The sequence below is a fragment of the Liquorilactobacillus satsumensis DSM 16230 = JCM 12392 genome, from assembly GCF_001435195.1.
GTDB lineage: Bacteria > Bacillota > Bacilli > Lactobacillales > Lactobacillaceae > Liquorilactobacillus > Liquorilactobacillus satsumensis.
Window position 1 is genome coordinate 113400 of sequence record NZ_AZFQ01000053.1, and the last position, 26767, is coordinate 140166.

Genomic DNA, 26767 nt, shown 5'->3' on the forward strand with positions numbered 1-26767 from the left:
TGCATCTCAAAGATATATCGTAATGATACATTGAGTGAGACCAGCTGTCAATTCCTTTACACTTAAATACATCGCCGACCAACTAAAAAAAGACACCGAAATAGAACTTTCGACGTCTTTTTTATAATTTATCAGTTTGCTTTTAACGCACTCTAAACAACAATTTTTCTTAGCTGTGCACTAAATTTTTGTTCTTAGTCATTTTAATACACATAGGCCTTGGCTTCATAGGGTCGCAAAACATCTTCATGATCATCTTGATAATTAGAAAGCAGCAATTTTTTTGCACTAGGAGTCGCATAGGAACGCGTCACTTTATGACTAGTAAAGTTGCTGATAACTAATAAAGTTTTGCCTTCATATTGCCGCTTATAAGCAAAAACCTCAGCGTCTGCTGGATCCAGCTCAGTATAATTACCGTAAACTATTAAATCACTCTGATGCCGCAGTGCTATCAATTTTTGATAGAAGTAAAAGACCGAATTTTTATCCTCCAGTTCGCGCTCAACATTAATTTCAGAATAATTTTGATTTAACTCAAGCCAAGGCTTCCCGCTGGTAAAGCCACTGTTTTGACTATTATCCCACTGCATTGGTGTTCGTGCATTATCTCTAGATTCTGTAGCTAGATAGCGCATCATGGTTTCATGATCAACCAACTTTTCAGTGTCCACTAAATCATGGTAGGCCTCTAGTGATTCAATATCTTGATACTGTTTGATACTAGTAAAGTGCGCGTTTGTCATTCCAAGTTCTTCTCCTTGATAGACATACGGAGTACCTTGCATCATATGCAGTGTCAACCCCAGCATCTTTGCAGAAAGTTCTCTGAACTCAGGACTGTCATTGCCAAAACGAGAAACTGCACGGGCACGATCATGATTATTCCAATAAAGGCTATTCCATCCTTTTCCATCCAAAGCTGTTTGCCATTTTGATAAAGCCTGCTTCAATGCAACCAATTTCACAGGTGCGTCGTTCCACTTTCCAATGCGCGGATCTTTGTTCATTGCAAGCGTTACATGATCAAATTGAAAGACCATATTTAATTCACCTGCATCCAAACCTGTATACTGAACAGCATCCTCAGGTTTGACACTTGGCATCTCTCCAACACTCATCACATCATACTTAGATAGTACCTTTTGATTCATTTCTTTTAGATATGCATTTAACTTTGGCCCGTCTGCCACTACTGGCTCAACATTTCCATACGCTGCATTTTCAGGATTAGGTGCATCTGGTAATCCAGCAGGCTTTGAAATTAAGTTAATAACGTCCATGCGGAATCCATCCACGCCCTTGTCTAACCAAAAACGCATCAATTCCCAGACTTGCTCTCTTACTTCTGGATTTTCCCAATTAAGATCTGGTTGTTCTTTAGCAAATAAGTGCAGATAATACTCCTTCGTTTTTTCATCAAATTCCCACGTAGACCCACCGAAGTATGAACCCCAATTGTTTGGAGCCTGCTTCGGATCACCTGCACGCCACACATAAAAATCACGATAGGGATTATCTTTGCTCTTTTTGCTTTCCTTAAACCATTTGTGCTGGTCAGAAGTATGATTAACAACCAAATCCATCACAAGCCGTAAACCAAGTTGATGTGCCTTTGCCAGCAACTCATCAAAGATTTTCAGATTGCCAAAACGTGGTTGGATCGCACGATAATCACTAATATCATAACCGTTATCTTTATCAGGAGACTTGTAGACCGGGTTAAGCCAAATCACATCTGCTCCTAATTTCTTAATGTACGGCAGTCTTTTAATGATTCCGGCCAAATCCCCGACGCCATCACCGTCACTGTCCTGAAAACTGCGCGGATAAACCTGATAAATAACTGCTTTTTGCCACCATTCTTTTTTCATTTCTATTCTCTCCTCAAATTTAAGTTATTTGTCTTTATTTGCCAAATTGCGCTGTGGTGTATCTTCTTTGATAACTGCCACCGCAAACACTCCTAACAACATTGCAATTCCAGCTACGAGAATCATTCCTGGCATTGATTTCCCAATTAACGGGAAAATTGCAAAGCTTGCAACTGAGGCGATGATCTGTGGAAGACAGATGCCACAATTGAACAACCCCATATAAGCGCCTTCATTTTTACCATCCAATGAAGAAGTAAAGATTGAAAAAGCTTCAGTCTGCATCGTCAAATATGAAATACCGATCAGACAAAATGGCAGTATTAACAAATACTGATCATGTGTGAAGAAGACGCCAATGAATCCTGCAGCTCCGGCAAGTAAACCTACTCGGAACCAGAATTTACGCTTATAAGGGCTCGTTTTAGAAAGAACCACAAATCCCCAGATAACTGCCGCTAATGATTGGACACAGGTCAAAATACCATACCAATTGCCAGCTGCCTGATAACCTGCAGATGCCGTATCAGATGTATTCCAAACATTCTGCGCAATTGCACCAGTTGCATAAGTCCATAAATATTGAAATGCGAACCAGTCAAACAACTGTACCACCGAGACTTCCCAAAAAGAACGCGGAGCTTTTTTCAACAAGGTCCACAAAGATGGTTTATGTTCATGTTTTTTAGTGTCAATTTGATGATAGCGTGCATAGGTTTCCGGATCATATTCCTTAACGGACATAATCGTGTAGATTGATGTCACCAGCAAAATTGCAGCTCCAATATAAAATGACAGTTTAACCGAAAGAGGCACCTCACCTTGTTTTGCAACGTTGGCGACTCCAATCATGGTTAAAAAGAAAGGAAAGACCGTTGCCACGACACCACCGAGATTACTGAAAGATTGTTGCCACGACCATGCCAAATCTTTTTGGTCCTCGTTTACCATGTCGCCAATAATCATTTTGAAAGGCTGCATACAAACATTACTGGAAAGATCCATAAAAAGAATTGCAATTGCACCAAATAACAATGCTGCCAGCGATGCATAGCCAAACCCAAATGAACCAGCATTGGGTAAAAGAATCATCACAAGTGCTGCAATAGGAGCTCCAATAATCAAATATGGCATCCTCCGCCCGTAACGCTGCGACCATGTTAAATCAGAGTACTTTCCTACCAGTGGTTGTACAATCATTCCCGCCAATGGAGGCAAAATAAAGAAGAAACCCAGCTTGGTCGGATTAGCACCGATGGTTTGAAAAATTCTTCCCATTTGCGATGATTGCAGCGAAAAAGCCATGTTAACCCCAAAAAATCCAAAGGTCATTGCAAAAATTGTCTTCATCGATAAAGACGGTAGCGAATTTGCAATTTGATGCTTACCGGTTGCGGATTTAGGTTTTTGCTGCTTGCCAGAAACAACATGCAACTTATCATCCATAATTAACACTCCTTTACATTTAAATGTCTTAAGTAACTGCTTTCACTCATGATTATAGCTCTTTGGGTAAACGTTTACAATAGCTTTTTATCAACAAAACAAACGTTTACAAAACTAAAAAGAAATCATCCTTATTTCTAGTGCTTTCTGACGCTGTTAGCTGTAGAATAAACAATATAAATACTCTGATAACTAATGAGGTCTAATAATTATGCAAGCAACAATTAAAGATATCGCAAAAGCAACTGGCTTTTCAGTTGCCACTGTCTCACGGGTGCTCTCTAATAAAAAAGGCTTCTTTAGTGAAAAAACAGCCGCTAAAGTTAATCAGGTTGCCAAAGAACTGGGTTATAAGAAAAATATGTCCGCAACCGAACTGGTTACCAAAAAAAGCAATGTCATCGCCGCACTTATTAATTCAACCAAAACTAATTTTTCTGATTCGATTATCAAGGGAATTCAAGATAAAGCTGATGAACTTGGAAAAACTGTTATTATCCTCTATGCTGGTGATCGTGACGCACGCGCCCAGAAAAAAGCACTTACGACCGCACTTGAACGTTCAGTAGCTGGAATTTTACTATTATCTGTCGATCTTTCACCAGAAAACCTTACACTTCTAAAATCAGCACGCACTCCCTTTTATTTTATTTCGATCACTTTTCAAGATACAGCTTTGCCCTGCATTACTTCAAACGATCATGGAATTGGTTATCTTGCAACCAGCTACCTTATTCGCCAGGGGCATCGCCGGATTGGATTAGCTGGTTTGGACTTCAGCGACTCATATACTGGGAAGCTGCGTCTAGCTGGCTATCAAGCAGCACTTGCAGAAAATCAGCTTTCAGCTCATTCGGAATGGGTTCAAGCAGGCGACTACAGTTACGAAGCAGGTATCGCCGCGCTGGATGCCTATGCCCAAAATTCGGAATTACCAATAACTGCCGTGATTGCTGGCAGCGACATGGTTGGAATTGGTATTTTGAACCGTGCATCTGCTTTAAAAATTCCCGTTCCCCAAAAACTTTCAATTGTCACAATTGACGGTACAGATCTTTGCCGAATCGTGCAACCGCCACTCACAAGCGTTACCCAGGACTTTTACAAGATGGGCTATGTTGGGCTTGAACGCCTATTAGAAAATGCCGCTGGAATTACATACACTCAAAGCGAACTTACAGAAAGAAAAAGTGTGCTTGCAGTCAAAAAATAAGAGACCACAGTCTGTTTTTGAAAAGAACATTTTTGTGACTATCTCTTAACGGTTAGCATCCCTCCTCCTCTGACTTGCTTAAACCAAAAATAAGGGGGACCGGATCAAAAATTAACTTGACCCCATCCCTCTTTTTTAGTGCACCTCAACGGCTTCTATCGGTTGGATTTTCCCGTTTAGATATGCGTTAAATAGCAACGCTTGTAATCAAGCACACATCTGAATACCCATGTACTTAGTTAATCTTCAGCGATTACATACTCACTTTCTTTTTTTAAAAAGTAACCATATCGTTCCTAATGCTGCCAGAAGTGAAAGGTATTTGCTCCAAACCAATAATGCAGTTGGCTGATACGTGACTTTGATCTGATTTTTTCCATGCTGTAACTTAACTTTGATTGTATTTCGCTTCGAATTAGTGTAGCTGACAACTTTTCCATTTATCGTCACAGTGTAAGTATGATAGTTTAACATTGGTAAATCGACCGCTTTTCCCTTTTTAGCAACAAAGACTTCAAAGGTTGCACCATTAGGTTGCAGCGAACGCTCAATTTGGACCTTTTTATTATCAATTAATGCTGTGCCGGCAAATAATTCAGCGGCATAATTCGAGCTGCCTTGTGGCCAATAGTCTGTAGATCCGACCCCTGCGTTGTACCCCAACAAATTATTAAAGTCTTTTGAACCAACCTGAAAGTTAATTAGGGGCATTTTTCGGCTTGCATTGGGCTGATAATTAATTAGCGGTTGATTCTTTGTACTGTTAAAGAAAAGATACGTGTTGCCGCTAAACAGTAGCAGCGGTAATAAAAATACTGGAATTAGCTTTTTCTTTGCTGAAATCTGCAAAACTGCAAACACATTAACCATTGTTACCGCTAAAAATAAACTGGCAACAACTAACAAGCGGGTTGGAAACTGAATAAAAGCAAAGGGGGTGTTTTGTAGCATCCCCCATGGAAAGGCTGGAGTAACCAACAAACAGGTTCCTAAGCCGATACCTGCAATTACCTTAGCTTCAGTCTTCAGCCTCCGCCAAACAAGTGGCAATAAAAATATAAAAAATAAAGGCAAGATTCCAAGTTGTTCGTTGTTCAAACTGTTAACAAGTAAAGTTCCCAAGCCGTCTGTATGATCTTCTAACACAAACACTTGTGTAATTGCAAGATGTGTTTTTAAAATGGTAGTCACAAAACCTACGATAAAAAAGGCAGTTAAACAGCTGGTTAAAAGCACGGCATAAAGTAAAGACTGCAACCGTTGTCTAACCTTAGCTCTAGCTGCAACAAGTGCAATTACAAGAATGATTAGTGCATAAAAGACATAGATTACCGTACTAAGAACATGTGAATAGATCACCCCAGACATTCCCAGCGCCAGCAATACCCACTCAGCTTTGTCTCTGAAGAAGAGGCTGTAGGTACCATAAATAACAAGTGGTAAAAAGATCATTGCAAAAGCTTCTCCAAGATCAAAGCTTTGAAAAATAACCTCAAAGTAACTAGCAGATAATCCATAAAAAAGAGCACACAGAAGGCTCTTGCGCCGCTGTTTATCCCAGTACTTCATCCCCGTAAAATACGTCACGCTCAAGGCTGCAAAAATAATAAGACTAATTCCAGCATACGTCGCAGTCACAGGATTACTAATCACAAAACGCAACGCTGCAAAAACAAACAAGAACGGAGCTGGATAGAGCAAATTCAGGGGAGTCCCCATATGATTAAAAGAATAAGTCGAAAGATAGGGAAAAAATCCGCCATTCCTCATATTTTGATAGATCTCATTAATCCGGTTTAAATGGAACTGCATATCACTGCCAGCATTCAAAAGATTATGTTTATAAAAAGGCAGCATCAGTACCGTGCTGAGAAGCGCAAAAAAGAAATAGACTGCTAAATCATTTCTAAAAAAATTAATACTTTTCTTGATGTTCCTCACTCCTTAAAATTAATGAAACCAGCGTTCACTGACTTTGCGCTGCGCTTTAGCCATTGCAAGCTTAGAAACAGGCACAGTCCAATCCAGCCACAGATACTAATGATTTTAAAAACAGTTACTAGCGGATTTGTTTTGATCTTCAAACTAATTTTATTCTGTCCTGCGTGAATCTCCTTTAGCTGCAAGGTTCCCTGCTTGCTTGCAGTATATGCAACCACCTTGCCATTTAGGCTTATCTCATACTGCTGTCCGTAGTACAACACTGGCAGTGCACCGCTGCCACTTACTTTGCTGGTAAAGGATCCCGTTACTACATCATTCTCAAAAGAAGTCCATGTAAGTTTACCAATGACTGTTCCCCTCCGCGTGACTTCTTTTTGCGCTAAACTGCGTGCTTGAGTAATACTTTCTTGCGGCCAGTAATCAACGTAAATAAAATTAAGATTATTTTTTAATAATAATTTGTAATTGTCAGCATTAAAAATATGATATGCAGGCCACCCATGACTAATATTTTGGGGATTGGCAACCACTTGATTACTACTCTCAAGCTGTTTAAAATTCCGCAGACTCGTAACTCCAAGGATGACAATCAATAACAAGCACAGCGGATAACCTAACTTGGCAAAGCGGCGTATCTTAGTGTGTTCCCAGAAAGCTTCCAGTAGTTGTGAACCAATCAAAGCATTTAGGAATGTAAAATACAGCAGAAAACGCCACGGAAATTGGATCACTGTTAGTGGGGTGTTCTTAAATAAGAACCACGGAAAAAGCTTGGAAGATACTATTAACGAAAGCAACAACAAACCATAACACAGCTTGTAAAATAATTTTGCTCTTCTAATACACAGCAAGAACAGCAACGGAATCAGCAAGGAGAGGATTCCCATGTAATTAGCAATATTGTTAGCCCATGGCAACTCAAAAACTTCATGTAATCCTAGGGCTGAACTCCAAAAGCCTGCCTTGTTATTTGGTGTATACAAAACATTGCCGTGGTAGACAATTATGATCTGATAAAGTTCAACCGCACTGAGTAACAACGTTGCCGCTCCAGCTCCAAGCAGCGCTCCACTTCTTGGTAAAAGTTCTTTTTTTCGCCATCCCAAACTCACACATGCCAGCAGCACAATTAGACCAGCTGTCAGAACAAAGGTCAAAATATGCGAATAAATAATTAGTGTCATTCCCAAAACAAGGTAGTACCACTTGTGATAATCACGAAATAAGACTTCATATACTCCCAAAAAGACAAGTGGCAAAAATGTGAGTGCTAACCATTCTCCTAGATCAAAGCGGGTAAAGATGTCTACCAGACGATAATGCGAAAAGCCATATAAGAGTGCAAAGGTAATGGCTTGTCTTGTTTTGCCGTTGAAGCGTTTTAGGGAAAAATAGCCACATGCAAAAGTTAAATATGTGTAGAAAATAACCCCACAGTAATATGCCGTAATCGGATTTTTAAGCAGCAAACGAAAAAGTACGAACGGCAACAACGTTAAATTCGGATAACAAAGCTGATTTGCACTCCCGACTGCGTTAAAAGTGGTAAAACTGAACAACGTTAAGAATGAATTGTGATTTTTAACTGCATTGACCAGTTCTTCAATCCGATTGATATGGAAAGTCAGATCTCCTCCACCATAGATTGTGCCGCCTTTGAAAAAAACAAACACACTGATAACTGCTAATAAGATAAATAAAAGATTGAGCATTACCGAATTACGAGCTCTTTGCCAACTAACTGTCACGCGTAAACTCCCCCTTTAGCTTCCGAACAATTACTATCATTTTTTTGCAAACTTTTGCTTTAAAAACCAGCTGAGCTCTTTAGGTCTTACTATTATTCCCATGGTCAATAAAAATGCCAACACTGAGACCATCAAACTCAAATAGTCCGTTCCTGCCGCTGTGCTTGAAAGCGTCAGCGTATTATTCCCCTTTTTCAAAAAGACCGTTAATGATTTTTCCGTCAAACGCTTAATTTTCTTTCCGTTAATTACAAGTTGATAGTGCACCCCGTTATACCGAGCAAGCGGTAACTGATAATACCGTTCGCTTTTGGTAGTCAACCGCAACTGCATTTTGTTATATGTCTGCTTTTTTGCCTGCAGGGTAACCCCTTGGCTAAGTACTAAGGCTGACTGCCGGTTGGTTTTACTAATGGTTGGTGCATAGTCTGAACTTAGAAAACTATGAAAGATACTTTCTTTGATTTGAGCAGAGTTCGCCCAGATCTTGTACCCGTCATTAGTCTGTGTACTATGATAAGTATGAACTGCACTAACACCTGTGATTAGTAGGAGAGCAACTGTACAGTAACTTAATATTTGATGATTGAATCTTTCTTCTTCAAAATAACTTGCAACTGCCATTGTCAGAAAAAGAGAAGTGAAACTTAGCACGCGTCCCATAAATTGAATGGAAAAGAAGTGAATCTGGGAACCAACCAATTGCCACGGAAACCAGCTAAAGGTCATTATAAAAGTTGTGAATGCCAAACCAGCCCAAATTCGCCAATGACCACGTTTATTCAAAAACAGCATGATCGTCAAAATCAGTACAAGCGCTGTGGGCAGCGGTCCCATGTTAAAACTAAGCGGATCTTCGTTAATCGTGTTGTTCAAGAGTGCCGTCCATAGTGCCTCCGGTTTAATTGTCAGCCATGGTCCACTGGGATTAATCATGCTATTGGCAGCAGACAAACGAAAAATATTGGTTAGTGAATAAAATGCGACTAAAATTGCAGCAATTCCTGCTTTTAGCAAGGCACTCAACTCAACAAGCTTCAGCTCACGCTTAAATGCGCGCACAATTTCAAACAAACACAGCATGATTACAGCCAAGAGCAACGATAAGACATGCGTGTTGGCAATCAGTCCCATTCCTAATCCAAGATAAGCCCAACCAAAAGGAGCATTCTTCCAAATTTTGAGACAGCCGAGCAATACAATTGGTAAAAAGGCATATGCGAGCGCCTCACCTAAAGAAACGCGCGAATACATTAGACTGAGATGGTATGCATTAAATTGATATAACGCTACACCTAAGAAGCGCACCCATTTTTTGGAAATGATTGCTTTTAACAAAAAGTAGCAGCTTGCCATGGTTACCAAATTTAATAAAATAAATCCTAGAAAAAGAGCATGTAAATAATTGCTGGTTAGGAACTTGGGAATCACAAAGATTAATCCCGTCAGCCAAGGGTACATCCCGTTAACTGCAAGTCCATGCTGACTCAAACCAATTAAATTCACCAGCGGTGGCAGTTGTCCATGTGCAAGCGCCTCATAGATTGATTGAAAACGAGCCAAATGAAATTGGCCATCATAATTCAACTTGAACATTCCCTTTGTAAAAGCGGGAATAGTTGTCATCAAAGCAAAAAAAAGCATGTAAAAAGCTGGGACTACTTTCACCAATGACAGATGATTACTTACATTTTTAATAAATTTCACACCAACTAAATCTCCTTGTACGTTCAAAAATAGCTTTCAAAATTGTGCTTATCAGCAACTCAAAGCATGTTATGCTACGCTAAAGAGGCCGGTTCACTTTTTTACTCCAGCCCTCGCAAAACGTATGATTGAAACTAATGAAAACCCATTTAACTTTTTTCATAATAACGATATTTTATGAAGAAACTCTGAAGTTTTACAGACTAAATAGTTAATATTTTCACAGCATTAACTTGAGCTTCATACGATAGCACACAAAATAGTGCTCTCTTTTTAATCCCGGCTATTCAAACTTTTTATGGTAAGATTGAAGAAAAATGAGCTTAAGGATTTAACCTACTATTAAAATAGGGATATACTACAGCGAAACTGAGTTCTTAAAGTTTAGCTGTACTGTCTTAAAATCCTTAGAGATCTTTTGAGGAGGAATTACTATCGCTATTAAAATGATTGCAATTGACATTGATGACACCTTGGTTAATTCAGAAAAGAAGTTGACTCCCGCAGTTAAGCAAGCCATCGCCCAAGCTAAAAAGAGCGGAATTAAGGTTGTGATCTGTACCGGGCGTCCTTTGTCAGGAGTTGTGTCTTTATTACACCAGCTAGGATTGGAAGAACAAGATGATCAATATGTTGTGGGCTTTGGAGGTGCTTTGGTTCAAACTACAAGTGGCAAAGTTCTTTCTGCTGCTCCGCTAAGCTATTCTGATTATGTTGACCTGGAATACTTAGCACGCAAAAAAGGACTGCATTTTCATGCAATCAGCAAAGATCGAATCTATACAGCTGATCGCGATCTGGGCAAATATACTGTTTATGAGTCAAGGCTAGTATCACTTGGAATCTCATACCGAACACCTGCGGAAATGCAGCATATCAAACTGATTAAGGCAATGTTCATTGACGAACCCGCAGTCCTCGATGCTGCCCTCAAAAACTATAGTGACTTTGCACAATTGACCGACCGTGTAACTTTCACCCGCAGCACCCCATTTTATTATGAAGCCAACGCTAAAGGTGTCACCAAAGGAAGTGCCCTCAAGAAACTCTGCACCTTGCTCGATATGACTGCTGCGAACCTAATGGCAATTGGAGACGGGGGAAATGATTTAAGTATGCTAGAATTTGCTGGTTTGGGTGTGGCCATGGGCAATGCCATTCCAGAATTAAAAGAGGTCGCACAAGCGATCACGACAGACTGCGATCACGACGGTGTGGCTGTTGCAATTAAAAAGTATGCCTTGCATGCTTAAACACCACGCACAAGTACGCAAAACAAGCGACAACTCTGCTTACAAAGCAGTGCATTCCAAGGATCCTTTTTAATTATTTAAATTCAGACGACTACACGTGCCCTTGATGTTCACCTTCCAACTTGTGGAGACATGAAAAAGGGGCTGTGACAAAAGTTAAATTTTGTCACAGCCCCGCTTTTATTCCGTATAAACGTGTTCCATAAGTCAAAATTCTCCGTCTAACTTCGAATTACTCCTAGCAAATTACTCGCTATGTTCGTAATTTCGCGTTAGTACTCAAATTTTCCCGACTTATGTCACACTCTCCACTTTTTTGTACGCGGATGTGCATTTTACTATAACTACGCCGTCAATATTTGAAGGGTGTCTGACACTAGTTGCTACACTTTATGTCATAATGCGAAATTATGAATATCACGCGTGCTTTACTAAGTTAGATGGAAAACTTTGACCTCAGAATACATCCGTGTCAGGCCCTATTTCACAGTGGAATGTAGCAAACCTGCGACCGTTTGGCCTTTTCCAAAGAGGCTTTCCCAATCAGCAGTAAAATTCGTCACTGCTTGGTGAATTGCAGGATGATCCAACCCCGCTGCAATGATCTCTGGTCCCAGTGTAACGGCCTGGGCTCCATGTGCCAATGCAGTTACAACTTGATCTACATTATGAAAACTGGCTGCTAGAATCTTTGTATCAGCATGTTCTTTTTCAATTGCTTGTGCTAACTCAGTGATTACCTGAGCTGCAGCAAGATCCATATTTTGCATCCGATTATAATAAGGGGCAATATAATCCGCTCCAGCAGCAATAGCCAATAATCCTTGAAATTTAGTATAGATCGCAGTCGCAGTTACATTATGCCCCGCGGCCTTTAACTGTTTGATCACCTTCAAGCCAGTCAATGTCGTCGGCACTTTGACATAAGTCTCAGGTCCGACTTGTTCAAAAATAGCGGCCGCATCAGCCAACATAGTCTCGACAGTTTGTCCAACTAGCTGAATATGCAAGGTGGCATCTTCATCCAATAATTTTTTGACCTTTTTCATATGTGCAAAAAAATCAATCTTCCCTTGTTTCTTAACAATTGTTGGATTTGAAGTTACTCCTGTAATTGGTAGCGCTGCAGTGTATTTCTTGATAGCAGCTAAATCAATTGTATCTAATAGAAATTCCATTTTTTTACCCTGCTTTCTTGCATTAAAGATTTTGTTCAGTCCGTGCAATAATATCATCCTGTGTTTCTTTAGAAAGTCCTACAAAAAAGGCTGAATACCCCGCCACGCGTACAATTAAATCGCGATGCTTTTCAGGGTACTTTTGTGCATCAATCAAAGTTGCACGTGAAACAATGTTGTATTGGACATGATATCCATGCAGGCGGTTAAAAAACGCGCGTAGTAAAGCCACCAGTTTCATGCAATTTTCTTCGCTGCGCAGAATTTGAGGAGACATTTTTTGATTTAATAACACTCCTCCTGTAATTTCCTTAGTATGCAGTTTAGCTACGCTCTTAAAGACTGCTGTTGGTCCATTAATATCAAGTGCATGTTCAGGTGAACATCCCTCTGCCAGTGGCGTACGCGCATGCCGTCCGTCTGGAGTTGCAAGCGTACTATGACCTTGACCCACGTTAGCTGAGATTGATGAGGTTCCTGCATAGCGTCCTCCTCCAATTGGCCCACGCCCATAACGTGTATTGTGATATTTAGAAATCTCATCAATATAGGGCTGATATGCTTGAACTAACAATTGGTCAACGCGGTCATCATCGTTTCCATACTTGGGTGCCTCATTAATCAATAATTGACGAATCTGCTCTCCTTTTTCACCTGCAAAATCATTTTGCAAAGCAGTCCAGAGCTGTTTAGGTGTCAATTGATGTTTCTCAAAAACTAACAGTTTAATAGCTGCAAGCGAATCAGCCAAGTTTGCAATTCCAACCTGCAAACCGCTAATAAAATCATAGATTGCACCACCTTCCTTGATAGTCTTCCCACGTCCGAGACAATCAGCGGTCAGTGTCGAACACAAAATGTCTGGATAGCCTTGCTCCAACACCATGTCACATGTATTTTCAATGATTACGCTTTGACGTGTAATTTCACGCAAAGATTTATCCCAAGCAGTCAATAATTGTTCATATGATGTCATCTGAACAAAGTGTCCATAGTCTGGTAATAATTTTTTACCTGATTCAGGATCAATGCCCCCATTCATAACAATCAACAACGTCCTTGGAAAGTTGACAAAACTCATACCAGTGCAACGATACCCCCACTTTCCAGGAACCGCAGTTTCTACACACCCAATTGCACTATAATTATATGCATCTTCCTTTTTTACACCGCGAGCAATAAAAGAAGGAATAATAACTTCATCGTTGTTAAAGGCTGGCATTCCGATTCCTTGTTTGACAACCTCCACGCATTCTCGCATGAATTGGTCACTCAAGCCATGAAAATAGCGCACTGTCAAATTCGGTTGTGGTAAATGTGCTTGCACAATTGCACGTAGAATCAGATATGAGACTTTGTTTGTTGCATCTTTCCCCGCAGCATTTTGCCCACCAATAGTAATGTTTTGATACAAAGGACTTCCTGCCGAAAATTCCGTATGTGCCCAAGAACGAATTTTATTAATTGTGAGAGTCTTCAAACATAAATTTGTAAGCAGCTCTGTTGCTTGCTCTGGTGTAATTTTTTCTGCTTTCAAGTCTTTTTCGTAGTAAGGGTCCAGATATTGATCCATCCGACCATAGGACACGGAATGTCCATTTGATTCAATCTGAAGAATATTATGGATAAACCAAACAGATTGAACAGCCTCTCTAAAATTACGTGCAGGTGCATAAGGAACTCGTTCTAATGCAGCAGCAATCTGTTCTAATTCTTTCTTTCGCATCTTGTTAGTCATCTGATGTGCTTCTTGTCTTGCAAGTTTTACGTAACGTTGCGCAAATTCTTTTACAGCATCAAGCGTGATCAGACTTGCTTCGTAAAAATATGACTTCTTTTGCTGTTCATAATCTGTCAGATCAAGTTTTTCCAGTTCGGTTTGAGCACGTTCTTCATACCACTCTAAACCATGTTGCAATATTGCTTGATAATCAACGGCAATATGCCCATCCCCAGAAGTAATGTTGCCATCTGCTCCAATAATACCCAAGTCATAAAAGACCCGGCTTTTAGAAGGAAAAGCCGCTAATCCTCGATCCTCAAGCGTATTATTTTTCCAAAAAGGAGCAATTTCTCGTAACTCCTTTTTTGTCTGTTCCGTAATATAAAAAACATCACCTGGTCTCTTTTCAAAAGTCTCCAGTTCATCAATTACCCAGTTCATTGAATACTCAGGAAAAACTGGAGCCCAACGATTTGCCCGCGCCTGATTTCCTGCCAAAAAAGTGTCAGGTTCAATATAAATAGTCATATGCTCAAGAATGTGTTTCAAAACATTGGCACGTAAAATATCAAGTTGTTCATGCCGATGTGCCTTGTAGGCTTCAGTTGCAAGGACTGCTCGTTGTGCATCAACATAAGGTTTTGCATCCAAAATAGCGTTACGATATCGCTTCATTTTTGCTGTTAACTTACCAAAATGTTCCTCAGTGTGCGTTCCGGTTTTTGCTTGTAACCCCGTCATCGTTTTCGCCTGCATCCGCGTCCTCTTCTTTCATTTGAAATTAAAAATAGTTCCTTACGAAATCATAATAACAATTTCACAATAAAATGCAAGGGTTTTCATTTAAAAATTCTTAAAGCACATCTATCTTTAAATTGATCATTTTAGTTTAAACTTCAGATACTTGAATTTTATGACTACTCAGGCTGTCTTTTGCCAGTTGATTAATCCCTTTATCCGTCACTACAAGGTCAACTTCATCTAACGAAAATTGCTGCACTAAACTCGCTTTAATAAATTTACTGGCATCTGTTAAAATCACTAGTTGTTGTGCCCTTTGAGCCATTGCTTTAACCGTCTCTGTGCGCATAATGTCATTACCAAAGAAGCCTTGATGAGCGTCAAAACCGTCCGTGCCAGCAAACAACCGTTGAACTCGTAATCCTTGAAGCGTTTGTTTGACAAGCGGACCAACAACTACTTGCGAGTCAGGTTGATAATTTCCGCCCAACATAATGACATGTAAATTGTTATATTGAGAAATATAATTTGCAATAAAGTATGAAATTGTGATAATTGTAACGTTTTTCCCTTGCTTACCCAATTGTTCAGCTAAGAGTGCACACGTTGACCCCGACTCGATCATGATGGTTTCTTGTTCTGATACAAGTTCTGCAGCAGCTTTTGCAATGCGTAGTTTGATCTCATATCGCTGTGCCAATCTATAGCTGAGATCATCACTATTGTTGATAATGGCGTATCCATGTTGCCTTCGTAACAAACCTCTCCTTTCCAATTCACTTAGATCCTTACGCATTGTTACCTTAGAAACGCCTAGTAGCCCTGCGAGTTTACTAACCTCTATTTTTTTTTGCTCATTCACAATTTTTAATAAGTAATCCATTCGCGATTGATTCATAGTTTCCCTCCAAAACAATTTTCTCACTTTGTATTCTACCCTTTTCTCAGCACCAATTCCATTTCCTAAAGAAACCATAATAAGTTGCGTTAGAAATAAAAGGTGCTATAATCAACTAGTGAAAAAATAAACAAAAAGAAATGGGGGAACATTTATAATGGCTAAAACTGTCCAAACACTACATCTTGATCAAAAGAAAGCGCTTCATAAAGGACTAATCTTTAATATCCAAAAATTCAGTTTAAATGATGGTCCAGGAATTAGAACCGTTATTTTTTTCAAAGGTTGTCCCTTACGTTGCAAGTGGTGTTCAAATCCAGAATCACAAGCACGACATCCAGAATCTATGTATGATGAAAGTAAGCAGCAAAATATTACTGTCGGTAAATACTGGACAGTGGATGACCTCATGAAGATCATTTTGCAGGATAAAGCATTTTATGCAGAATCTCACGGTGGTGTAACTCTTTCAGGAGGAGAAGTCCTTTTTCAAGCACCATTTGCGATTGAACTTTCAAAAGCTATTAAGGCTGCACATTTGCACCTTGCCTGTGAAACAACTGGTGATGCACGTCCGCAAATATTTAAAGAGTTTATGCAGTACATCGACTTTATGTATTACGATTGTAAGCAATGGGATCCTACAAAACACCGTGCTGGAACCGGTGGTACAAACAAAGTAATTTTAAATAATTTGGCAACCGCCGTCGCTGCCGGAATAAATGTCCATGTCCGCATCCCTGTTATTCCTGGCTTCAATTACACCTTAAAGGATGCTGCCCAATTTGGCAGATTATTCAATAAGATTGGCGTTAATGCCGTTGAACTTTTACCCTTCCATCAATTTGGATTAAAAAAATATGCAGATCTTCACCGTCAGTATGCACTGAAAAAGCAACCTCAGCTTCAGGCTAGTGACCTAACAGATTATAAGACTGTTTTGGAAGATGCTGGCATCCAAACCACGATTAACAGCTGGTAAAAATGTGAACATCCATGTCCAACTTCTAAGGACTAAACAATAGCTTTACGCGAAAAACCTGATTTAAGTTGAACACAATTTTGTAACCAAAAAGCGTGCCTCGGGCTGACTCATCCCCCGCTGCACGCGCATCGCATTACTCGTTAAAATATAACTAATTAGTGTGTCTTAATTTGTGTGTGTTCTGCTTTTTTGGCTTTGTCAATTGCTTGTTTGACCGCAGCTTTTAACGCACTGCTTGACAAGGAAGCCCCTGAAAGGCTGTCGACTGCATAGGAATTTTCCCTAATCATTGTTCGCGGTAATTCTTGGAGTGCTTTTGCTCCGACATCACCACTTTCACTTTGCTTAAGGATCTCGATTTCTTCGATTTTTCCAGCATCATAAGTGACTCGCACAACTACTTCATTTCCCATTCCGGCGTCACTTTTACCAAGATATTGGTGTGCCCCCACAACATAATGTTCCTCCTGTTGCGTCACATCAGACATGTCTTCCAAGCTTGAAACAGACGAATTTGTCAGTGAAACCTCATCCTCCTTGGTTGCTGGAGTAGACCTACTTATTTCTTTAGGACGTGCGGCATTTTCACCTGCAATCTTGCCAAAGATTAAACACTCTGCCAGATTGTTCCCCCCTTGATACTGATTAGTATTAATGCCACCAAGTTCACCCGCAGCATACAGATGCGGCACAGGTTTCCCCCAGGGATCAAGGACTTCACATCTAGAGTTGTGCCGCGGTCCGCCTTGCGTATTTAACATAGTTTGCGTAAGCGGCAATGCATAGTATGGACCTTCTCCAAAAGGTTGCATTGTTTTAATTTCGCGGTGATTAGCAAAATCATACCCAATTGTTACTAAGTGATCAAAGTCTGCACGTGTCTGTTTCAATTTAGCCGCATCAACTTTTATTAACTTAGCTAACTCTGCCAATGAATCACCCTTAATAATCATTTCATAAAAATTAGCAACTGGCAGCTTTTTCATTTTTTTGAAAATCTCCAGCTGTGATTGATCAAAGATTGCATAAGGATGCGCATTGGCTGCAGGTACTCGCCAAGTCCCATGATCATAAATATGCCCGTGTCGATTAGCCTCTGCCTCATTGAAATAACGCGTGCCATCGTCACCAATTACAAAAATACTTCCGGTAAAAAGCTCCTTCCAAGGGGCTAGTAAAAGCTGACCTCGTTCGCCTTTGGGAACACTAACGCACATTCCATGATAGATTCCTAAGGACTCATAGTTGTGCATGTGCCATAAATCAGCGCCTGCCTCTAAGCCCATTTTGATGCCGTCACCCTTGTTATACATTGAGCCTAATGGTGTTAACCGCGGTGCTCCTAGATAATCCTGAACCATCTGCTGATTATTTTCAAATCCGCCGACAGCCATGACTACTCCATTTTTAGCCTGAATATTTACTAAAACATGGTCACGTTCAATTTGGACGCCTAGAACAGTTTTAGTTTTCTCAGCTTGAATCAGATGTTTGCCTGGTGAACTGAACCAAACTGTAATCCTATCTGCGCGCGCAATAACTTGTTGGCGCAAGTTTTTCCATAATGCACTATCAAGCAGCCCATCATGCACCAACAACATGTCATAAGCTTGATTTCCAGGATATTCTGGGAATTCATGAACCATTTCCGACAGATCAAGTTTATTATGATCCCAATCATGAGCAACACTGAAGGGTTCCACCCCTAAATACTTTCTAAAATACGCTCGCATGTTAACCATACCTTCAACATAAGTGTTGACCAGTTCTTCATCCAAAGCAAATGGCGCCGTTAAATTCTGGTAGTAACGCTTTAAAGCATCAAAATCATCGCCAGCGCCTACTAATTGGCCAGCATACCGTGTATTTCCACCTTCATGACCCTCAGGCGCCGAATCGACCAACAAAACATTCGCCCCTGCATCTGCAGCAAAACGGGCCGCAGTCGCTCCCGCTCCACCAAAGCCCAGCACAATCACATCGTAAGTGGCATCCCACCTAATATTTTTGGCAACAGGCATTGTCTTAGCCTCCTCTTTAGTACTGTTAACTAACTGCACGTATTTGACAAAGTTGTGAAAACATTTTTCTAAAAATTCAATCGTCTTTTGTTCCTTGAGATTCTGGTTACTATCAAAAGCGGTTTTACAATTAGGCAGCATAAACTCATTTCCGGGAAGGACATATGCATCAACTCCAGGAGAATCTAGTACATGTCGCAAATCCATCTGCGCACGCACAGTACCTTGTGCCCCATAAGATGCGCCCACAATCATTACCGGTTTTCCTCTCAAAGTATGATAACTAGCTGAAAGCCATTCAAGCACACTTTTTAATGCAGCTGTCATCGAGTGATCATATTCCGGAGTTGCAATAATTAACCCATCCGCAGTTTCAACTTTAGTGATTAATTTTTTGATATCTTGAGGAAAAGCTTGCAGTAAATCCTCATTAAACAACGGCAAATCTCTAATTTCCTGCAATTCAAAATCCGCTTGATCCGCAAAGTGACGTTGCAGATACTTCAATAAGAGTCGGTTATACGAAACACTAGCATTGCTACCAACAATTGTCAGCAATTTCATCAACTATTCCTCCATTCTAAATACACCGCAGCAACCGCTTACATGCTCATAGTATCACATATATTGAAATACTCAACTCAAAGACAGGTATTCATTTTATAAAAATTCAGTAATTAAATGCGCGGTAGCTTTCTTTCAATCCGCTTGTCAGCGTAACTTCTCCGTTTTGCTGTATAAAAACACCTTCTAACTCAGGTTGATCCTCAATTAAACGTCTACCGCGTGTAGCACCTTGACAAAATGCTAAGGTAGTCCATAAGTCTCCATCTACCGAATGTGGACTAACAAGGGTTACACTTGAAAGACCATTTGTGACCGGATATCCTGTTTGGGCGTTAAAAATATGATGATATTCTTTCCCGTGTGCTTTTAAAACACGTTCGTATATTCCAGCGGTAACCACCGCTCCCGCATGTACTGTAAGTCTTCCTATTGGGATATTCCTTTTTCTGAGCGGATCTTGAATTCCAATGTGCCAGCGACCTAGATGCGGTCCCTCACCAACTAATAAAAGATTTCCACCCAGATCGATGATCCCCTGTTGAACGCCGCGAAGCCGCCATAAGATCCCAACAGCATCCGCAATATAGCCCTTCGCAATTCCCCCAAGATCAAGCTGCATCTGGGGTTCCAACAAGAAAACGCTCTGGGTCGCATCATCCAACTTGATCTTAGTCGGCGACAAGACATGCAGGAGCTTTTTAATATCCGCCGCTTCAGGTAGCTGGGCGTCATTAAAACCAATTCCCCATAATTTAACAAGTGGTCCAAGCGCAACATTGAACCCCATTTGCAATTGGCTAGCATGCACAGCTAGCTTGATTAATTCATAGGTGCTTTTAGAGACCATCACGGCATGTTTCCCGGCCGCATTATTAATCGCGACCACTTCTGAGTACTCACGATTTACTGTCAACTTTTTTTCAAATTTTCTAATCAGCTCATATCCCGCTTCAATATCAGTTTCATTTGCAGGTGCCGCAACACTTAAGTTAATTACGGTCCCCAATCCATAATAGGTATGTGTTAACATCCAAACTCCCCCCAGCTACTCCTAGTCCCTCATTAAAGCCCTTACAATAATTAATATAATCCAGGATTCAAAAATAAGCTCTTAAAATGATCGCCTCTTCTGACACCTTAGCATCTTAAAAGTTACTCAGGGATCTCCATTGCATACTTAGCTATGCATAATTTAAAGTTAGCTGAAAATTATGCTTTGGGCAGTCAAGTTCTTCGGAATAAATTAGCAAAAGAGTGTGACATAAGTCGGGAAAATTTGAGTACTAACTCGAAATTACGAACATAGCGAGTACTTTGCTATGAGTAATTGGAAAGTCAGACGGAAAATTTTGACTTATGGAACACGTTTATTCGGAATAAAAGAGGGGCTGGATCAAAAGTTAATTTTTGACCCAGCCCTATCATTATTTCATGCTTTATTCAGACGTCTAAATTAAAATTATTTTAACTCAAAGTAAATTAGTGAGTCGCATGCATGCTTGATTCCTTAGTTGCGAACTGTTACAGAAACCAATTGATCCCCCTGCGTGACTTCCTGCGTTTTAATTCTTTCGACACTTGCATAATCATTAGTGTTAGTAACAACTATCATGACAGTTGGATCAAACCCAGCCTGCTTAATCCCTTCAAGATCAAAACTCCCTAGTTTTTGATTCTTAGTCACTTTTTGCCCTTGAGTTACTTCTGTTTCGAAGAACTTTCCTTTAAGTTCAACAGTATCAATTCCAATATGCAACAAGACTTCTGCACCATTATCAGATTTAATTCCATAGGCGTGCTTAGTTTCATAGGCAACAGTAATCGTACCAGCGACGGGCGCAAAGATCTCACCGCTTGCAGGCACAATTGCTGCGCCACTTCCCATTAGTTTTGCTGAAAAGACCTTGTCATTAACCTCTGTCAGAGATTCTGCCTTCCCAGTGAGCGGAGCGCCAATTACTTCATCATTTAGTTTTAATTCCTTGGTTGCTAGCGTGGCTGCTTTTTGCTCCACCTTCGTTTGATCAGAAGCACTTGCTACAGGAACCGGATCAACTAAGTGTGCATTTTTCTTTCCGTAAAGATACGTTAAAACAAATGCCACGACAAAACTAAGTAATTCTGCCACGATATACATTGGAATCGACTTCACATCGACCGATAAGAAACCAATAAAACCAGCCGATCCTAAAGAACGTGCCAATACTTGGAAGAAGCCCGCAAAAGCTGAGGCAACTCCCGCTGCGATAATTGCACAAAAGAATGGGAATTTTAGTTTAAGGTTAACCCCGAACATCGCTGGTTCCGTAATCCCCAGTAATGCTGAAGCACTAGCTGAAGAGGCTAACCCCCGCATTTTCTGATTTTTTGACAATCGATAAACAGCCAGACAAGCGGCACCTTGAGCAACATTTGCCATTGAAGCAATTACAAAAATAAAATCTCCACCTGTTTTTCCAATATTCGAAATCAGCTGCGTTTCAATTGCTGGAAAACTTTGATGCAGTCCTGTTAGTACAATTGGCGAATAGAGCAATCCAAAAATACCAGTTCCAACAAAACCGCCAATATTATAAAGCCATACAATTCCATTAGTAATCCCATCACTCACACTACGCATCACGGGTCCAACAAGGATAAAAGTCAACAAACCGGCAATAATAATTGCAAGTAATGGTGTGAAAGTAAAGTCCAATGCACTTGGTAGTTTTTTATGGAAGAATTTCTCTAAATTAGCTAAGAGATAAACAGCTGCCAAAGTCGGAATCACAGAATTTTGATACCCGATTTGAGCAATATTCAACCCAAAGATATGCCAATATGCCATCTTCCCAGCTGCCATTGTCGCAGCTGCATCACCGGAAGTAATTAGCGATGGTGCACACATAATCATTCCCATTGCCGCACCCAGATACTGATTTCCACCGAAACGTTTGGCAGCAGAAACCCCTACCAAAATTGGCATAAAGGTAAAGGGAGCTCCTGACATCATATTGATAATATCCGCCAAGCCTTTAAATTGCGGATACATCTGAATCACAGATTTTGCACCAAAAAGTCCTTGCGCAGTCAGAATATTATTTAAAGCCATTAATAAACCACCAGCCACTAACGCTGGAATAATCGGCACAAAAATATCAGATAAGAGTTTAATAAAAGCCATTACAGGATTAAAGCGTTTCCCGTTTTCTGCGACCTTCTTCAAATCCTCCGTTGAAACTTCACTTAATCCAGTCAACTTAATTAATTCATCATAAACAAAGTTAACGTCGCCAGGTCCAATAATTACTTGATACTGCCCGTTAGTCTTGAAGGTTCCTTTGACTCCCGGGTTATTATCCAAAGCCGCCTGGTCAATCTTAGTATCATCTTTTAAGACCAACCGTAGACGGGTAGCACAATGGGCTGCAGCAATGATATTATCTTGATCAATTGCTTTAATAATGTCGATTGCTACCTTTTTGTAATCCATAGTTAACAGCTCCTTTTGAAAACGTTTTATATAATTACTGTTTATATCATACCTAATATTTCACACATGTCAATCGTTTATCACATATTTTTATCTCAGCCAAAAATAATTCAACAGTAAAAGATTATTTGATGATATTCGTTTGACACAAAAAAACAGGCAGAGTACAATTATAAAAGAAAAAAAGACAACGTTTTCAATTTAGGGAGTTGTTATTATGGAATGGACACGCAGTAAACGTTATTTGCCGTATAACAAGTGGGACGCCGAGTATCTGCTGAAATTGCAGGCTCAAACTGCCGCTTCGGCATATCGTCCGAGTTATCACATTGCCCCAACTTCTGGCCTTTTAAATGATCCCAACGGTTTTTCATTTTTTAACGGTCAATGGCACCTCTTTTACCAATCTTTTCCTTTTGGACCGGTCCATGGGCTTAAATCATGGGTTCATCTGGTCTCCACTGACTTAGTTCATTGGCAAAATTTGGGAACCGCACTGAAACCGAGTACGCAATTCGATAGTCACGGGGTCTACTCTGGTTCAGCAAGCGTGATTGGTGACAAGTTATTCTTAATGTACACTGGAAACGTGCGCGATTCTGACTGGATTCGCTCACCATATCAAAACGGAGCTTGGCTCAATCAGAATAATCAACTGACCAAATTAGAAAAGCCCTTAATTACCCAGCCCCAACATACAACTGATCATTTCCGGGATCCGCAATTACTCCAAAAGGATGACAAATATTATGCACTGATTGGTGCTCAAGATGCGGCAACTCAGAGTGGTCAGATTGCAGTTTTTTCTTCAACCAATTTACACGATTGGAAAGATCTTGGTTATCTCAACTTCGCGCAAAAAAGTTTAGGCTATATGATTGAATGTCCTAACCTTGTATTTGTTGCACAACAGCCTGTCTTGATCTTTTGTCCGCAAGGTCTGGATCCAGAAATTGCGGCTTACCAAAATATTTATCCTAACATGTATTTGATCGGCAGCAACTGTAATCTTGAAAAAGGTGAATTTACACCCGCAGCGCCGTTATCTCAGCTAGATTATGGTTTTGACGTTTATGCCAGCCAAGCATTTACAGCTCCTGATGGACAAAGTTACTTGATCAGTTGGCTTGGATTGCCTGAAATTGAATATCCAACTGATTCTGAAAACTGGGCACATTGCTTAACACAGGTTAAACAGCTTTCTTTGGAAAATGGGCAACTTTATCAACAACCTGTTCCTGCAATTCGAGCTTTACGCCAACAACCGCAGCCATTAACGGGACGCACGGCTGCGTCTGAAACAATTCTTACCAGTGCACCAGGAAAACACTATGAATTAGAACTCACATTTTCAGCTGATCAAACAGGTACTTTATACCTCTTTAGAGATATACAGAAAAAGCATGGCTTAAAAATTGATTTTTCAAGCGGTGAAAATGCTTCTTTAACAGTTGATCGCAGTCAAGCAGGTCTTGCCTTCGCGCAAAAATATGGTACAACTCGGCGCGTGCCACTTGAAGCGCACCAAAAGCTTGTACTGGATGTTTTTGTAGATTATTCAGTCTGTGAGATTTTTATCAACAATGGTCAAAGGGTCTTGAGCATGCGGGTCTTTCCCACCAAAGATGAGACCGCAATCACTCTGGCAGGACAAGCGCAAATCACCTATAATGGTTCTTGGTGGAACTTAACCAAAACTAACAGCTAAAGGAGACTTGCAAGTGCGTCCAAAACTGAATGATGTTGCTGCAAAAGCAGGTGTTTCAGTGACGACAGTTTCCCGCGTGATCAATAATTACGGGTACTTAAGCCAAGGAACTAAGGATAAGGTCTTTCGTGCAATGAAAGAGCTGAACTACCAGCCCAATTCGCTGGCGCGGTCCTTGCATGGAAAGAAAACTCATTTGATCGGAGTGATTTTTCCTTCAATCGTTAATCCTTTTTTTGCAGAATTAGTAGAACAAATTGAAAATCGCTTATTTAATTCAGGATATAAGATCATCTTATGTAATAGTGCTGATAATCGGGAAAAAGAACGCGACTATTTGCGCATGCTAATTGCTAATCAAGTTGACGGCATTATTGCAGGTGCGCATAACCTTGGAATTGATGAGTATAACCGTGTAGGTTTGCCAATTGTCTCATTCGATCGTTTGTTTTCAGATAAAATTCCCATCGTTAGCAGCGACAACTTTCGGGGAGCAGCTCTTGCCACCAAAGAACTTTATCAAGCAGGCGCACGCCATATTTATTTTCTCGGTGATCCGCATCAAACTGGTAATCCGACAGATTTGCGCCTGCAAGGTTATCAAAAAACCATCGCTAAGCTTCAGTTAACAACACACGTGCATACCATCAATTTTACAGAATCTCCAACACTTAAATCACTCTCGATCAAAAAATTGTTGGCCAAACGTTATGCCGATGGAATCGTCTGTACGGATGATTTAACTGCCATCTTAGTCTTAAGAGCAGCTCAAGAACTCAAAATCTCTGTTCCACAAGAACTAAAAGTAATCGGCTTTGATGGGACTTCGTTTGTTCAAGAATATAATCCAGAGTTGTCGACGATTGTTCAACCGATTCACGACATTGCATCATTACTGGTCAGCATTTTAGTGCAACGGATTGATCAACCCGATAAACCCCTTGAACAAATGCGCTATGTCCTACCAGTCAAGCTATTGCGTAACCGCTCAACTTTCCCTTTTGAAGAGTAGGTTATCAAAAAATATTTGCCTTCAAGCAATCTTTAACTTTAAATAAAATAATTCCAAAATATGGAGGACTTACAGATGTTACTAGGAAGCGTAGAAGCCGGAGGTACAAAATTTGTTTGTGCTGTAGGCAATGAAGATTTCAAGGTGCAAGAATCAGTCACCTTCCCTACCACTACCCCAGAAGAAACATTGCGTAAAACGCTCGCTTTCTTCAAAAAATTTGCGGATCTAAAGGCTATCGGAGTTTCATCTTTTGGACCAATTGAGATCCGCAAAAGTTCACCCAAATATGGCTACATTACAAATACGCCTAAACCTGGCTGGAAAGATACTGATTTTGTCAATAAACTCCAAGCTTCCTTTCCAGTTCCAATTGCCTGGACTACCGATGTTAACGGCTCGGCATATGGTGAATATATTGCTTATAAAAAAGCAGGACTGCAGCTTTCATCCCTCGCCTACTATACAGTTGGCACAGGAATCGGTGCTGGAATAGTCACTGATGGCAAACTTGTTGGAAGCGAAGGTCACCCAGAGCTTGGACATGTCTATCTAAAGCGGCATTCTGCTGATCTTAATTTTAAGGGAATCTGTCCTTATCATGGTGATTGTCTTGAAGGCTTAGCTTCCGGTCCGACCTTTAAAGCGCGTTTAGGCATTGCTGGTCAAGATGTTCCACTAACTGATCCTACTTGGAATATCATTGCTTATTATGTGGCTCAAGGAGTCATGCAGGCTACCCTCGCTTTACGTCCTAGCAAGATTGTAATCGGCGGTGGCGTCTCCAGTGAAGCCTTCTTAAAAAAGGTGCGGCTCCATTTCAAAAAACTCTTAAACGACTATGTAGCAGTGGGCGATCTTGAGCAATATATTGTAACTCCGAAAGTTCCCCATAACGGTTCTGCAATCATGGGATCCTTGGCGCTAGCATTGGCTGAATATCAGAAAAGTGCTCAGCCTAAAGCTACAAACGCTTAATTTATGTAGGTCAAGATTCTATAAATTTTAACGTTAACTCTAGTTAGAAGCATTGATTTTATACAGTTTCCTAACTGAAGTTTTTAATTATGCTAAAATCATGTTTTAAACCAGCCGGAGTTCTTATTTATAAGTTCAAACATGTCTCCATAAAACAAAGCCCGTATGAAACAAATAGAGGGAGAGTGCGACATAAGTCGGGAAAATTTGAGTGCTAACGCGAAATTACGAACATAGCGAGTTCTTTGCTATGAGTAATTCGAAGTTAGACGGGGAATTTTGACTTATGGAACACGTTT

17 protein-coding genes are annotated in these 26767 nt (G+C 40.4%); 6 read left to right on the plus strand and 11 right to left on the minus strand.

The annotated features are described in order from the left end of the window. Positions 1-203 precede the first annotated feature (203 nt). Complete coding sequence (locus FD50_RS10280; RefSeq protein ID WP_056961498.1) at positions 204-1874, minus strand: glycoside hydrolase family 13 protein; 1671 nt, start codon at positions 1872-1874, stop codon at positions 204-206. Between the two features lie 24 nt (positions 1875-1898). After that, the gene (locus FD50_RS10285) at positions 1899-3224 is read right to left on the minus strand and encodes an SLC45 family MFS transporter (RefSeq protein WP_228890017.1); all 1326 of its coding nucleotides are present in this window, start codon (positions 3222-3224) and stop codon (positions 1899-1901) included. Between the two features lie 307 nt (positions 3225-3531). Here FD50_RS10285 and FD50_RS10290 point away from each other — a divergent pair, with 307 nt between their 5' ends. Then, the gene (locus FD50_RS10290) at positions 3532-4533 is read left to right on the plus strand and encodes a LacI family DNA-binding transcriptional regulator (protein WP_056961502.1); all 1002 of its coding nucleotides are present in this window, start codon (positions 3532-3534) and stop codon (positions 4531-4533) included. Positions 4534-4794: 261 nt separating this feature from the next. Here FD50_RS10290 and FD50_RS10295 read toward each other — a convergent pair whose 3' ends face one another. From FD50_RS10295 to FD50_RS10305, 3 genes are all read right to left on the minus strand, one after another. Next, entirely contained in the window at positions 4795-6345 is a 1551-nt protein-coding gene (locus tag FD50_RS10295; RefSeq protein ID WP_156653539.1) for a hypothetical protein, read from the minus strand. A 125-nt stretch (positions 6346-6470) separates the two neighbouring features. After that, the gene (locus tag FD50_RS10300; RefSeq protein WP_056961506.1) at positions 6471-8225 is read right to left on the minus strand and encodes a hypothetical protein; all 1755 of its coding nucleotides are present in this window, start codon (positions 8223-8225) and stop codon (positions 6471-6473) included. 36 nt (positions 8226-8261) lie between these two features. Continuing rightward, complete coding sequence (locus FD50_RS10305; protein WP_056961508.1) at positions 8262-9932, minus strand: glycosyltransferase family protein; 1671 nt, start codon at positions 9930-9932, stop codon at positions 8262-8264. Positions 9933-10378: 446 nt separating this feature from the next. Between FD50_RS10305 and yidA the strand changes: the two genes are divergently transcribed. Further along, a complete protein-coding gene (gene yidA / locus FD50_RS10310) occupies positions 10379-11185 on the plus strand; it encodes a sugar-phosphatase (protein WP_056961511.1) in 807 nt (268 codons plus the stop codon). A 479-nt stretch (positions 11186-11664) separates the two neighbouring features. Here the strand turns inward: yidA and FD50_RS10315 are convergent, their stop codons facing one another. From FD50_RS10315 to FD50_RS10325, 3 genes are all read right to left on the minus strand, one after another. After that, positions 11665-12363: a fructose-6-phosphate aldolase gene (locus FD50_RS10315; RefSeq protein ID WP_056961678.1), complete on the minus strand. Its 699-nt coding sequence runs from the start codon at positions 12361-12363 to the stop codon at positions 11665-11667. Positions 12364-12385: 22 nt separating this feature from the next. Beyond that, complete coding sequence (locus FD50_RS10320; RefSeq protein ID WP_082610520.1) at positions 12386-14842, minus strand: glycyl radical protein; 2457 nt, start codon at positions 14840-14842, stop codon at positions 12386-12388. A 133-nt stretch (positions 14843-14975) separates the two neighbouring features. Beyond that, positions 14976-15725, minus strand: a complete 750-nt coding sequence (locus FD50_RS10325) for a DeoR/GlpR family DNA-binding transcription regulator (protein WP_056961513.1) — start codon at positions 15723-15725, stop codon at positions 14976-14978. A gap of 157 nt (positions 15726-15882) precedes the next feature. Between FD50_RS10325 and FD50_RS10330 the strand changes: the two genes are divergently transcribed. After that, complete coding sequence (locus FD50_RS10330) at positions 15883-16707, plus strand: glycyl-radical enzyme activating protein (RefSeq protein ID WP_054757597.1); 825 nt, start codon at positions 15883-15885, stop codon at positions 16705-16707. A 158-nt stretch (positions 16708-16865) separates the two neighbouring features. Here FD50_RS10330 and FD50_RS10335 read toward each other — a convergent pair whose 3' ends face one another. From FD50_RS10335 to FD50_RS10345, 3 genes are all read right to left on the minus strand, one after another. Next, positions 16866-19295 carry an NAD(P)H-dependent oxidoreductase gene (locus FD50_RS10335; RefSeq protein ID WP_056961515.1) on the minus strand — a complete coding sequence of 810 codons (2430 nt, stop codon included), beginning with the start codon at positions 19293-19295 and terminating at the stop codon, positions 16866-16868. 106 nt (positions 19296-19401) lie between these two features. Beyond that, on the minus strand, positions 19402-20328 hold the full coding sequence (locus FD50_RS10340) for an FAD:protein FMN transferase (RefSeq protein WP_056961517.1): 927 nt from the start codon (positions 20326-20328) through the stop codon (positions 19402-19404). Positions 20329-20805: 477 nt separating this feature from the next. Continuing rightward, positions 20806-22770: a sucrose-specific PTS transporter subunit IIBC gene (locus FD50_RS10345; RefSeq protein ID WP_056961519.1), complete on the minus strand. Its 1965-nt coding sequence runs from the start codon at positions 22768-22770 to the stop codon at positions 20806-20808. A 217-nt stretch (positions 22771-22987) separates the two neighbouring features. On the opposite strand from FD50_RS10345, the gene FD50_RS10350 reads away from it, so the two are divergent. The 3 genes from FD50_RS10350 (at position 22988) to FD50_RS10360 (ending at position 26468) form a co-directional block, all read left to right on the plus strand. Next, entirely contained in the window at positions 22988-24478 is a 1491-nt protein-coding gene (locus tag FD50_RS10350) for a sucrose-6-phosphate hydrolase (protein ID WP_056961521.1), read from the plus strand. Between the two features lie 13 nt (positions 24479-24491). Next, positions 24492-25490, plus strand: a complete 999-nt coding sequence (locus tag FD50_RS10355) for a LacI family DNA-binding transcriptional regulator (protein ID WP_056961523.1) — start codon at positions 24492-24494, stop codon at positions 25488-25490. A 75-nt stretch (positions 25491-25565) separates the two neighbouring features. Next, on the plus strand, positions 25566-26468 hold the full coding sequence (locus FD50_RS10360) for an ROK family protein (protein ID WP_056961525.1): 903 nt from the start codon (positions 25566-25568) through the stop codon (positions 26466-26468). The last annotated feature ends 299 nt before the right edge of the window (positions 26469-26767 follow it).

What these genes read in the sequence shown, in the direction of transcription:
- FD50_RS10285 (WP_228890017.1), bottom strand. Translation starts at nt 3,224, where the DNA reads ATGAAGACAATTTTTGCAATGACCTTTGGATTTTTTGGGGTTAACATG.
- FD50_RS10315 (WP_056961678.1), bottom strand. Translation starts at nt 12,363, where the DNA reads ATGGAATTTCTATTAGATACAATTGATTTAGCTGCTATCAAGAAATAC.
- FD50_RS10350 (WP_056961521.1), top strand. Translation starts at nt 22,988, where the DNA reads ATGGAATGGACACGCAGTAAACGTTATTTGCCGTATAACAAGTGGGAC.
- FD50_RS10325 (WP_056961513.1), bottom strand. Translation starts at nt 15,725, where the DNA reads ATGAATCAATCGCGAATGGATTACTTATTAAAAATTGTGAATGAGCAA.
- FD50_RS10335 (WP_056961515.1), bottom strand. Translation starts at nt 19,295, where the DNA reads ATGAAATTGCTGACAATTGTTGGTAGCAATGCTAGTGTTTCGTATAAC.
- FD50_RS10295 (WP_156653539.1), bottom strand. Translation starts at nt 6,345, where the DNA reads ATGCAGTTCCATTTAAACCGGATTAATGAGATCTATCAAAATATGAGG.
- FD50_RS10330 (WP_054757597.1), top strand. Translation starts at nt 15,883, where the DNA reads ATGGCTAAAACTGTCCAAACACTACATCTTGATCAAAAGAAAGCGCTT.
- FD50_RS10345 (WP_056961519.1), bottom strand. Translation starts at nt 22,770, where the DNA reads ATGGATTACAAAAAGGTAGCAATCGACATTATTAAAGCAATTGATCAA.
- FD50_RS10320 (WP_082610520.1), bottom strand. Translation starts at nt 14,842, where the DNA reads ATGCAGGCGAAAACGATGACGGGGTTACAAGCAAAAACCGGAACGCAC.
- FD50_RS10340 (WP_056961517.1), bottom strand. Translation starts at nt 20,328, where the DNA reads ATGTTAACACATACCTATTATGGATTGGGGACCGTAATTAACTTAAGT.
- FD50_RS10280 (WP_056961498.1), bottom strand. Translation starts at nt 1,874, where the DNA reads ATGAAAAAAGAATGGTGGCAAAAAGCAGTTATTTATCAGGTTTATCCG.
- FD50_RS10290 (WP_056961502.1), top strand. Translation starts at nt 3,532, where the DNA reads ATGCAAGCAACAATTAAAGATATCGCAAAAGCAACTGGCTTTTCAGTT.
- yidA (WP_056961511.1), top strand. Translation starts at nt 10,379, where the DNA reads ATGATTGCAATTGACATTGATGACACCTTGGTTAATTCAGAAAAGAAG.
- FD50_RS10360 (WP_056961525.1), top strand. Translation starts at nt 25,566, where the DNA reads ATGTTACTAGGAAGCGTAGAAGCCGGAGGTACAAAATTTGTTTGTGCT.